This is a genomic window from Paraburkholderia sp. BL25I1N1, assembly GCF_003002025.1.
Lineage (GTDB): Bacteria > Pseudomonadota > Gammaproteobacteria > Burkholderiales > Burkholderiaceae > Paraburkholderia.
In genome coordinates this window covers 1-11,277 of the sequence record NZ_PVZB01000057.1, presented here as the reverse complement: position 1 = coordinate 11,277, position 11,277 = coordinate 1, and the positions used below count along the sequence as shown (strand labels likewise).

Here is an 11,277-nt window from a genome sequence, read left to right as displayed (position 1 = left end):
TCATCCCGCTCCTGCTTGCGCGCATCCGCTCTTTCGCCACGCAGTACAAGCGGGCGCCGAATGCAACCGATTTGCGCCACTTCCTGATCCAAGCCTGCGGCATACGGGTCAAAGTGTCGTAGTGTGGTTATGCCCACGCATGTCGAGCTGGTGGGGCGGACTGCGGAACTGGCTATGCCGAGCCGGGCTATGTGGAGGATGACTACTGGCAGCAGACGCTGGCGATCCGCCTGACGCAGCGCTCGACGACCCGGGACTGTTAAGAAGCCTTAACAAAATGATATTAGGGGCTGTTAAGGAATCGCTGATTGATAGGCCATCCCGCGAGGTTGTCGGCGGCGATGGGTCGGAATTTCCGGATGCAGAAATGAAGCGTTGGCAAGTCTGGTGAGTTTGACCCGAGGATGCGCCTCATTTCTCGCACTTTTCATACGCATGACGGACTGCTCCCATGAACCGACCGCAACCGGTTTCGCGCGATCGCCAGGTTCGCCAGGGCGAACAGACTGAACAGTTGCGCCATGTTCTTGGCCAGTCCCCTGTAGCGCACCTTGCGACGACGGAACAGGTTCTTGACGATATGCGACGGATGCTCGACCCGTGCGCGAATCTGCGCCTTCGTTCGCTCGACCTGGATCACCAGATCCTTCAGCGGACACCTCAGCGATGACGGCCGGGCCTGATAAATCAGTGTTCCCCTAATCCGGCCAATTGCCCAGCCAATTTTGTTTTTTGGTGCAAGATTAATGTGCGATATCAGTAATCCTGAAAATAATGTTAATAAATTTGATCCGGATTTTTCATTGACATTCGTCAAAGTTCGCCCGCCGGCTTCTTCATCTCGCACCAAATCTCCGACTGGACGCTTGCGTTAGGATCAAGACTGTTCGGCGCAACTATTCTGCGGATGTCGACGCATCGAAAGATCGCCCCTTCGACGCAACCCGCGGCACGACGTAGATCAGTTGGGAAAACGTAGCGGCATGGTGGCGCGTTCTCTGCCGAGTGCGCCGTCTTCTGGCAAACAGAGTTGCAGCGAGCGAAAGAGGAAGCGCTGCAGTGCGGTTGCTGCGGACGTGCGGTCGTTCGAATTCGCGTGGCTGAATAGACCGAATTCAGCCACAGGCGGCATCGGCAGCCCGACAGCACGCGGATCGATCACGTGCATAGTATCGCGGCGCACGTGCCAGTCGAGCAGTAAAGCAATGCCGAGTCCGGCCTCGACGGCCGACTGGATCGCCGACAGGCTCGTGCTCGTGCAGGCAACGCGCCACACGATGCCAGCGTCAAGCAACGTCGCAAAGAAGTTCTCCTGCCATCGACATGCTCCGCCGAATGCGACGATTGGTAGGGGGCCATCACGCAGGTCGGCATTGCGGGAACGTGCGGCGGCCCAGCGAAGCGGATGCCGCCAGGTAACGAGCGGCTCCGCGTGGATCAGCGCAGGATCGCCGATCGCGAAATCAAGTGTGTTGCTTGCGAGCCGCTGCGATAACGCCGGGCTCGCATCAACGACTATCTCCAACGAGACATCGGGAAACGATGCTGAGAATTGCCGCAATGCATGGCGAAGGTGACTCATTGCGATGTCTTCCAGAATGCCCACCCTCACCGTACCCGAGACGTCACCGACAGTCAGCGCGGAACGGGCCGCGAGGCCAATTTCAAGCACCTTGTGTGCATACGGCAGTAGCAGGCTGCCCGCCGAGGTCGGCTTCACGCCGCGCGGTGAACGTTCGAGCAGGCGTTGGCCGACTTCGTCTTCGAGACGCCGAAGGGCCATGCTCACGGCAGCCTGGGTGCGATGAAGAGTCACCGCCGCATTGCTCACGCTGCCGGCTTCTATCACCGTAACGAACGTACGCAGCAGCGTGCTGTCGAGATCGCGAATCATCAATTCCCCTCATGCAAACATAAAGATTATCAGGTTATACCACGCATACAGCCGCGGTTAATATCCTTCCGTCACTCACGCAGAGAGCATAGATGAAGAGGAATTGAACGGACAGCAAACCGGATGCGCGTTGCTGAAAGCGTCCGTGACATTCGTGCGTGCTACCGCGCCGATGTCCACCGTCGCATCCATATGCGCGATCCAATGAAGTACAGTGCCGTTACCCGCGACGATGGCATACAGCACGATTAGCACAACCTGGCTACCACACCGCTTTGCGGTGTTAGCGCTCGTGGCCATGGTCCAGCCACCTCTCGAGAAGGAGTTTCCATGTGGCGGCACACGAGAAGATCGAACCAGCTAGCTTCAGTCGACAAAAACATTCGAGGCGAGAGCGTTCCGCAACGTTTGGCACGAATCCACTCGCAAAAGCCACGCTGATCAAAAATCGTCTAGGAGCGCCCGACAGCGCCCTGTCCCCGCACAGCGACTGCAACGCGGCTTAGCCCCCACTGCAGGAGAATTCTCAGACTCTCCAAGGGACATCATTGCTTATTGTAAAGGCAGCTGTGCCCCTGGTTCGTCCGGCAGGCATAAACAGTAACCGGTGCGCCCTGTTTTTTATTTCATCTGGATGGTTATATGAATACAAGCAACGATCGAGCCCGTCTTGAGCGAGTCGCTCAAGACGCAGTCGCCCAGATGTTCGCTACTTCGCCGGAGACCGCCGCCTTCCATCGTGGCGATTGGATCGACAGTGAATACTATCGTCGCCACCTCATCGAAACAGTGTTGCGAATCCGCCTTAACAACGAGGTCGACGCGTTCGCGCTGTACAAAATCGGCTTCAAGGACAACACGCTCGCGCAAATTCTCGCGCAATACCTTGCAGAAGAATATCGGCATGAGGGGCTATTTCTGCGTGACATCGAGAAATTCAGCCTGTCTGCAGCCGAGATCGACTGCATCGCACCTTTCCACAGCACCGACAAGCTGATTGGCTATCTTTATTTGAGCATTAGCCGCGACGGTCCACTGCCGACAATGGTTTGGAACTGGTTTGTCGAATGGTATTCGGATCGCTATAACAAAATCATCACCGAAGCAGGAGCGCGCGCGTTCGGGCACGATCTCGTGAAGCGCCCGCTCGACCACATTCAGCACGACGGATCTCACGGTCACGATGATGTGATGTGGGTCGGTCTGCAGCGGGCAATCGACGGGTGGGGCGGAATCAAACAGGCTGAGACCTATTTGCGCCACTTCATCGAACTGCTCCACGAGTACTTCGACGAGCTACTCGTGGCGACCACGCCCCGACGCGAAACTGTTGCTATATAAGGAACGTCCCCATGACCGCCATCATAGTGATTGAACCGGCGTCGTCCGGCACAGCGCTTGTCGCCGCCGCTGCGCGCCTTGGTGTCGCTGCGCACGTGTTTTCCGCCGAGCGCGTCGTGCCGCGTGACCTACGGGCGGGCGTCACGTCGTTCACGGTGGTGGACACTGCTTCGTCGAGCGCCGTCGCAGCCGCCGCATGCGCCATTGGCGCCGATGGAATCGTACCTGGGTTCGAATACTCAGTCGATGTAGCGGCGGAAGCGGCCGCTCGGCTCGGTCTCCCGCATCTGCCGCTCGAAGCGGCAGCGCTCACTCGCGACAAGTACCGCAGCCGATCACACCTCGCAATTGCGGGACTGGCGGGGCCCCGATTCGCCCGAATCGCAGATCGTCGTGACATCGTGACGGCCGCCTCGCAGGTCGGCTTTCCAGCCGTCGTTAAGCCTGTGGACGGCTGCGGTAACCAGCACGCGACGCGCGTCAACTCTCTTGTCGGGCTGCAGCTCGCGGTCGAGCGCGCCATGCGCCACGGCGTTGTAGATATGGGTCGCGAAATTGGCCACGTGTTGCTACTTGAGCAATATGTCGAGGGTCCGGAGTACAGCATCGAAGGTTACGTCGGCCGACATGGGCCGCGCGTGCTTGCGGTGGCAGAAAAGCTGCTGAGTGCCGAGCCGTATTTCGTCGAGATGGGGCACATTGTCGAAGCAGCGTTGGCGCCAGAGCATCGCACAGCGCTGGTCGCTTACGTCGAGGAGGTCGCCGCGAAAATCGGCCTCAACCTCGGCGTTTTCCATGCAGAGGCGCGCATGACGCGCGACGGCCCCGTGCTCATCGAGATCGCCGCACGGCTCGGAGGTGATCGGATTTACCGGCTGGTTGAACTCAGCAAGTCCATCTCCTTGCCAGAAGTGATGATACGCAGTCATCTCGGCGACACCGATCCAGCGCCCCTCTGTGATGCAAGGCATGCGACGCGCGTGAGCGGTGTGCAGTTCTTCACGGCCGCAACTGGGCGCTTCGCCGGCGCCGCTGCGGTCGAACGCGTGCGCGCGACGCCCGGCTTCGAAGAGGTCGAGGTTCTTTCGCACATCGGCGGTACAGTCCCAAAACTGACGGACTTTTGCGCCCGCGTCGGACATGTGCTGTTTACGGCCGCAGATCGCCCGACGCTCGATTTGCGCCTCGCCGAAGCGCTGAAAGCGCTGAAATTCGATCACGCCGATAACGGTAGCTGAAAAATTTTCGCGACATGAGAATCAACTGATCCTCTGAGGGTAGTCGCATAGTCGTGCTCAACCGTTGGTCCGACGAGTTCGCTGCCTAATATCACAACATCGATCATGCCGTCACGCTGCACTGGACGCCAATCGGCGCCGTCGCCCCCAATCCGGGCGCGAGTCAGTCGTCACGATGGCCTCGCACACCGCACTTAAACAGCATTTGGCTGCATGACTGAGGCGAGTACCTTGACACGCGCCGGCTGGCACCACGCCAAACGGATTGTTCAGGGCGGACGAAATAGCTTGCGCACGCCCGAAATATCTTCTCACAAATCGACCAACTCCCTTTATCAGTAGTGAGTCATGGCTGACGAAGCTACTCTCACGTTAGCTTGCTACAAACATCAATTTTATTTGTTTGATATGACCGCAGTCAATTTGATATCGTGGCATCCATGGATATTCACGATGAATAGCATTTTTCTGCCGAGGAGCAGCACAGCTATCGGCAACGGAATAAATAACCTCGATCTCTTCTGTCGAAGGTCCCTGCGCTATTTCCAGCCATCATCATTCCTCAAGTGGATGCATTGCCATAAAGGAGAAAATCCATGAAAAATCACGTCGCATCGTCACAAAGTCCATCACCGACTGTTGACCTATTGTATGACTACGCGCCGTTCCTCCAGCTCTGCGAGTCTGAAGGGGGAATCGGCTCCTTTTCATCACGCACTCCAACTCCGCGCGTTGGCATCGTGGGGGCCGGTATCAGCGGTCTTGTGGCGGCGACTGAGCTGATGCGGGCAGGCGTAACCGACGTTACGGTCTTTGAGGCCCGCGATCGCATTGGAGGAAGAATATGGTCACAAGTATTTGATCCGCGGTACCCGCACCTTATTGCTGAAATGGGCGCAATGCGGGTCCCTCCGAGTGCAACCGGTCTTTTCCATTATTTGAACAAACACGGCATTTCCACGACCACGTCTTTCCCCGATCCAGGAGTGGTTGATACCGAATTGCATTATCGCGGCACTCGCCATACCTGGCCGGCGGGGGATTCGCCGCCACCTTTGTTCAAGCTCGTTCATGAAGGCTGGAGGGCATTTTTACAGGAAGGGTGCGTGATCAATGGCACATCTCTTGTAGCGCCGACAGAAATCACGGTCATGTTGAAATCACATCGCTTTCAGGAAGCGCGTGCGGCATGGCAAACGTGGCTCGATGTGTTCCGTGACAGTTCTTTCTATGCGGCCATTGTCGCGATTTTCACTGGCCCTCGCCCCCCCGGAGGTATCCCTTGGGAAAGGCCTTATCACTTTGAGCTGTTTGGCTCTTTAGGAATAGGATCCGGAGGTTTCCTCCCTGTTTATCAGGCCGGATTCACCGAAATACTGCGCTTGGTCGTTAACGGCTATCTGGATGATCAACGCCTGATTTCCTGCGGAATCTCTACACTGGCTGAGCGCCTGGCGGGAGCGGAGATCGCAGGGTGCTCCGTTTCTGAACGGGTTCGCTTCAATAGCGTGGGTCGCATCTACAAAGAGAATGGAAAGATAACGCTGGTAACTGATGAAGACGAGGCATTGGTTTTCGACCGAGTGATCGTCACTAGCAACAACAGGGCAATGCAGATGGTTCATTGCCTGACCGACGACGAAACGTTTCTCAGCCGCGACGTCTCACGAGCCGTCAGGGAAACGCATCTTACGGGTTCCTCAAAGCTATTCATGCTCACCCGCGACAAGTTCTGGATCACTAAAGACCTGCCAGTCACCATCCAGTCTGACAGTTTTGCGAGAGGAGTATATTGCCTTGATTACGAACCCGATAAGCCAGATGGTCAGGGTGTGGTTCTGCTTAGTTACACTTGGGAAGATGACGCTCACAAGCTACTGAGTGTTCCCGACAAAAAACAGCGGTGTGAGTGCTTTGTTGACGACCTTGCTACATTCCATCCAGAACTTGCGCGCCACCTGGTTCCCGCCGATGACGACTATGAACGTAGCATCCTGCACCATGACTGGCTGACCGATCCGCATTCTTCGGGTGCCTTTAAGCTCAACTATCCGGGCGAAGACGTTTACTCGCAGCGTCTCTTCTTTCAGTTCAAGACCGCGAATGATCCCGCATGGGATTCCGGCCTTTATCTGGCAGGATGTGGCTGCTCTTTTACCGGTGGGTGGATTGAGGGAGCTGTGCAGACGGCTGTGAACAGCGCCTGCGCCGTCATACGCAGCGCAGGAGGAAATCTTTTACCGGGCAATCCTCTTGACGAGATCCGCAGTGCTTATCGTTACTGACATCGGACACGATGACCTCCTATTCGCGGAAATTTTATGTATTCGAAAAACACTGTGGAATCGCTTTGCGATGGCATACGTACCGGTGCACTTTCAGCGGCTGAAATCCGTGAGCGTGCACTCAGCGCTGATTCGCATCTGAAAAAGCTCAACTGCTTCATCCGTGCTTGCGGCCCGGACGCGCATTTCGCTAAAGCGAATGATGCCCTGAAAGGCGCACCGCTCTACGGCATTCCCTTTTCCTTAAAGGACAATATTTGTGTTAAGGGGCTCCCTGTCACTGCCGGGACACCGGGGATGGAAGGTTGTATAGCCACGCGCGATGCGCTTGTTGTCAGAAAGCTGAGAGCGCTCGGTGCTGTCGTTGCCGGCAAGAACAACATGCATGAACTCAGCTTTGGTATCACATCGGTCAATCCTCGATGGGGAACGGTGGGAAATCCAGCGGCTCCAGGGCATTTGGCTGGCGGCAGCAGTGGCGGCTGTGCCGCTGCTGTGGCAGCCGGCATCGTTCCGATGGCGATCGGAACGGACACCGGCGGCTCCGTAAGGATACCGGCCGCCTTCTGTGGTATCACCGGCTTCAGGCCCACAAGTGGTCGCTGGTCTTCGGCCGGAATCATTCCAGTTTCTCGCACGAAGGATTCGCCGGGCCTTCTGACGCGGACGGCGAAAGATGCATTAATTCTATATGACCTGCTGTCCCCCGATAGCCACCTTCCGCCAAAACAGAAAAATACTCGCGGCCGAATAGGCCTTCCGGCCTCCATGTGGACTGACCTGGAGGATGATGTCCGAAAGTATTGCTGGCATGCCGTCAGGCGATTGACTTGCGCTGGTTTCCAGTGCGTTGAACTGGATGACGCGGTTGTTGCTGACCTGAATAGAACCGGAACCTTCACCATTCCGGTTTACGAATTCTTCACTGACTTTCCCCGCACATTGCTTTCCCTAGGATGGGGAAACAGGATAAATGCCGTATTTGATAACATTCGCGACAAAATTGTCCGCAACATCATTCACGCCAATCTTGGTGGACAGCTTATATCTGCCGCCGATTATTCATCAGCAATTCAGAATATAGGCGTCTTACGTCTACAAATAGACTCGCTGTTCAGCACTCGAGGCATCGATTTTCTCGTGTACCCGACAGTTCCGCGTAGCGTCCCTCATCTGAGCGATGCCAGCAGGCCGGGACTGTTTGCCGAGGTGATACGTAACACCGACTTGGCCAGCAACGCCGCGATACCTTCTATCACCCTTCCAGTTGCTCCCGATGATGCATTACCGGTGGGGTTGAGTATTGACGCCGCGCGGGGCCAGGACCGCCGCCTTCTGGCCGCAGCAATGTCTATGGAAGACATTTTGGCTTCCTGAAAATGAGGCTGCCACTCAGCACCGCACAGGACCGCTGCGGACGGCGAGTTGCACGCAGCGCAACTACCAACCAGCTTCGCGGGCGGCTTCGTCACCGCTTGCGCGTCGGTGCGTACCCCGTAGCGACGCGTGCGCGATGACTGCCGTGCGGCCGTCGCACGGCACCGATAACAGCCAACATTCATACGCATTGCCAGGGAGGCAGATAGCTAATGCAAATTTCGTTGAAAAGAATAAACGTGCTCTTTGACGCAGATAGTTTTGTTGACCGTCAACCTGCCGCAAAAAGTCATTTCATCTGCGGCGAAGGAACCATAAATTTGGTAAAAACCTTTCTGGTCATGAATCGCGGAGGAGACTGTGAATTTCAGGGAGGCGGACAGTGGCGCACTGCCGAGCAGATCATCAGCACAGTAACTCAGGCCCGGGATGAACGCGCCCCCTTAATCTACATTCAGGACAAGACAGGAGGGACAGGCAGTTTCGACACCACGAAAGTGCTCTCGCCGGACATGGCCAGATTACTTTTATCTCCATTCGGAATGGGCAGGGTCAGTGCATCCCTCGCAGACTTTGCGGAAGGAAATTTGCTAATTTCCGTCATACTCGGTCCGACCTCAGGTCCACTTGCTTTACCGTTGATGCTCGCAGACCTAGTGTTGATGACTGAGAAAGGTGCTCTATGTATGGGTCGTCCGGATATGGTGAAGGCAATGCTGGCCCAGGAGTCCGATCTCTATTCGCTAGGTGGAACAGACGTTCACAGCAGGGGCTCGGGCTCGGTTCAACTGGTATTCAAAGATGAAGAAGGTTTATTCAAGTGCATAAGAAAATTACTGCATGGAAGTTTCAAAGGCAAGGGACCCCATGGTCTTGAATATGAAGAGCCCGATGCGGTTGATTTTGAAAAATTAATTCCAACAGATCATCGCACACCCTATGACATGCATCATTTGCTGAATTCCTTTATCGACAAAGGCAGCTTTACGGAGATAAGCGCCGAATACGCGGAGGAAGTGTTGACCGCCTACGCGAGCATCAAAGGAAATTTCGCTGTAATTATCGCCAACAACCCCCGACATAATGGAGGTGCAATTTATCGGAAATCCGCCTCAAAAATGGTAAAAATGATAAATATTGCCGCAAAAACCAACATGCCAATCATATTCATTGCCGATATCCCGGGATTTATGATCGGTAGAGAAGCTGAAAATAGTGGCATATTTTCGGCCGCAGCGGAATTATTCAGAGCACATGTTCGATGCAAGGTACCAAAATTACTGCTCGTTGCCAGAAAAGCGTATACGGGAGGCGTGTACGCCATGGGTGGTCCTGGATTTGAGCCTGTGGCAGTACTGGCGTATCCGCGGGCCCACATCGGCGTTTTCAGCCCGGACACGATGAAGAAAGTAATGTCTGAGTCTGATGAAACCACCAGATCCATAATGCGAAAACTGACTGATGAAATTGAAAACCCAGAATTGTTGAAAATTAATGGGCTGATTACTGATGTCATCGAGATAGAACATACTCGAGAACAAATTACCAAGTATTTGTTCCCTGTAGGGAGTGAAGCTAGCGCCTGAGTTGAATCGCAAGCGTCTCACTTCCACAGTCCAGCGCAGTCTGCTTGTCGGTAACGCGGATACATGGCGGGCGGATATCGCCGCGTTAAAGGGCGAAGTTTCGCGGTTTGGCCTCGGTCTGCCGTTGTTGAGAGCTAGCGAGGAGGTGCATGCGGCATCGACTGAAGCCGACGCCGACCGAATCTCGACGAACCAAGTTGCAGTCTCCAGCTAAGCCAGGCTCAACCGCGAGCAGATCCAGAAGGACCGAGAAAATGTTGAAACTAGCGCTCACTGGCCGTGGAAGTCCGACGTTAAGTCGTGAGTTCGGTGCACGGAGTGGTGGCACGCTGCCGAACCATCGCGATCACTCACAACCGTCCGAGAAACCTGTATTACATAACGGCCGCTAGCGTCGACAACGACGACAGTCCCCGTGGCGCACCGCACGCGTACTGTGAGCGATAGACTTGATTAATGATGATCTTCAGCACCCAGCGATCGCGCAGTCGCAGCGTCGTCCATCACCGCAGCGCCATTCAGGCAACAATCAGATCCGCACAGGTATCGTTTTTTCGAAATGCTTGACCAGCCTGAAGGGCATCGTCCCTATACGGTCAGTGTTTAATAGCATAGGCGGAATCATGCTAAAGCTCTGCACGATGACCTCGTTCCGTCTCTTGAGACCGTGCTCAAGCAAACACCACTCCTCGATGGAGGGCCGCCGCGTACGTCCGAACTTGACCACAACGTGCCCCATCGACATATATCTCTCGAATGTGAGCTGCCCTGATAGCTGCTGGTTCGTGCGGCAGCCTACGCACACGAGTGTCTCCTCGAACAGCTTCGCTTTAGGATGCGCGCTCGACATGAACAATTCCGACAAGATAAGAAAATCGGCTTCGCCGCGCCGGAGAACCTCATCGGGGTCATCGGCAAGTGGCAGCAATTCGAAGCCGACGGCGGGAGCTTCCCGTGCAATACGCTCCACGATCTTTCGAAAAAATGCGACTGCCATGAAATCGGAAAGAATGATCCTGAAGCGGCGATCCGATTTGGCCGGGTTGAAGACGTCCCGGGAAATAACGGAGAGCTGGATGTGCACCAGAGCCTCGCGGATTGGAGCGGCGAGCCCTTCAGCACGCGGTGTGGGGACATGTTCCCGGCCCCTCATCGTAAACAGTTCATCGCAGAAATAGACGCGTAGCCGGGCGACGGCCGCGCTCATGGCCGGCTGGCTCAGGTTGATGCTGCGTGCCGCCGCGGTGAGGTTACGGTCGGTCATCAGAGCATCGAGCGCGACGAGGAGATTCAGATCGAGGCCCTTGAAACGCATGATCCCAACTTATAAATAATGTGGATGTGTTCCATCAAAACAATCGATTTTACGAATTGTACGGCATGGAGGATAGTGTTCCTGGTGCATCGAGACACGCGAGCGCGGCCCTGTCGCTGCTCGGACACAGGATCAAGCGCAAGCTTACCGCCGGGCAACTCGGCGTGAGCGGGCAGTCCGTCTGCGACTGGCTCACACATGGCGCAACAGCGGCGTGGACGGCCCGATGACCGCCATTACG

At 55.7% G+C, this 11,277-nt stretch carries 6 protein-coding genes and 2 pseudogenes; 5 read left to right on the top strand and 3 right to left on the bottom strand.

The features are described from left to right. Nucleotides 1-427: 427 nt before the first annotated feature. Both B0G73_RS39520 and B0G73_RS39515 read right to left on the bottom strand, forming a co-directional pair. Nucleotides 428-655, bottom strand: a pseudogene (locus B0G73_RS39520) (transposase); the annotation flags it as partial. Nucleotides 656-961: 306 nt separating this feature from the next. Beyond that, nucleotides 962-1,894, bottom strand: a complete 933-nt coding sequence (locus B0G73_RS39515; protein ID WP_106286443.1) for a LysR family transcriptional regulator — start codon at nt 1,892-1,894, stop codon at nt 962-964. Between the two features lie 642 nt (nt 1,895-2,536). Here B0G73_RS39515 and B0G73_RS39505 point away from each other — a divergent pair. The 5 genes from B0G73_RS39505 to B0G73_RS39485 all read left to right on the top strand — a co-directional run bounded on the left by B0G73_RS39505 (nt 2,537) and on the right by B0G73_RS39485 (nt 9,721). After that, nucleotides 2,537-3,235, top strand: coding sequence for a hypothetical protein (locus B0G73_RS39505; RefSeq protein ID WP_106286441.1), 699 nt, complete (start codon nt 2,537-2,539; stop codon nt 3,233-3,235). A gap of 95 nt (nt 3,236-3,330) precedes the next feature. Beyond that, entirely contained in the window at nt 3,331-4,473 is a 1,143-nt protein-coding gene (locus B0G73_RS39500) for an ATP-grasp domain-containing protein (RefSeq protein ID WP_258194178.1), read from the top strand. A 596-nt stretch (nt 4,474-5,069) separates the two neighbouring features. Then, nucleotides 5,070-6,758: an NAD(P)/FAD-dependent oxidoreductase gene (locus tag B0G73_RS39495; RefSeq protein WP_106286439.1), complete on the top strand. Its 1,689-nt coding sequence runs from the start codon at nt 5,070-5,072 to the stop codon at nt 6,756-6,758. 36 nt (nt 6,759-6,794) lie between these two features. After that, on the top strand, nt 6,795-8,135 hold the full coding sequence (locus tag B0G73_RS39490) for an amidase family protein (RefSeq protein WP_106286438.1): 1,341 nt from the start codon (nt 6,795-6,797) through the stop codon (nt 8,133-8,135). Between the two features lie 212 nt (nt 8,136-8,347). Next, nucleotides 8,348-9,721: a carboxyl transferase domain-containing protein gene (locus tag B0G73_RS39485; protein WP_106286437.1), complete on the top strand. Its 1,374-nt coding sequence runs from the start codon at nt 8,348-8,350 to the stop codon at nt 9,719-9,721. A 532-nt stretch (nt 9,722-10,253) separates the two neighbouring features. On the opposite strand, the pseudogene B0G73_RS39475 reads toward B0G73_RS39485, so the two are convergent. Further along, a pseudogene (locus B0G73_RS39475) lies at nt 10,254-11,036 on the bottom strand (LysR family transcriptional regulator); the annotation flags it as partial. Nucleotides 11,037-11,277: the final 241 nt, after the last annotated feature.

Excerpts from the sequence above, each read along its gene's own strand:
- B0G73_RS39515 (WP_106286443.1), bottom strand. The coding sequence starts at position 1,894 with ATGATTCGCGATCTCGACAGCACGCTGCTGCGTACGTTCGTTACGGTG.
- B0G73_RS39505 (WP_106286441.1), top strand. The coding sequence starts at position 2,537 with ATGAATACAAGCAACGATCGAGCCCGTCTTGAGCGAGTCGCTCAAGAC.
- B0G73_RS39495 (WP_106286439.1), top strand. The coding sequence starts at position 5,070 with ATGAAAAATCACGTCGCATCGTCACAAAGTCCATCACCGACTGTTGAC.
- B0G73_RS39490 (WP_106286438.1), top strand. The coding sequence starts at position 6,795 with ATGTATTCGAAAAACACTGTGGAATCGCTTTGCGATGGCATACGTACC.
- B0G73_RS39485 (WP_106286437.1), top strand. The coding sequence starts at position 8,348 with ATGCAAATTTCGTTGAAAAGAATAAACGTGCTCTTTGACGCAGATAGT.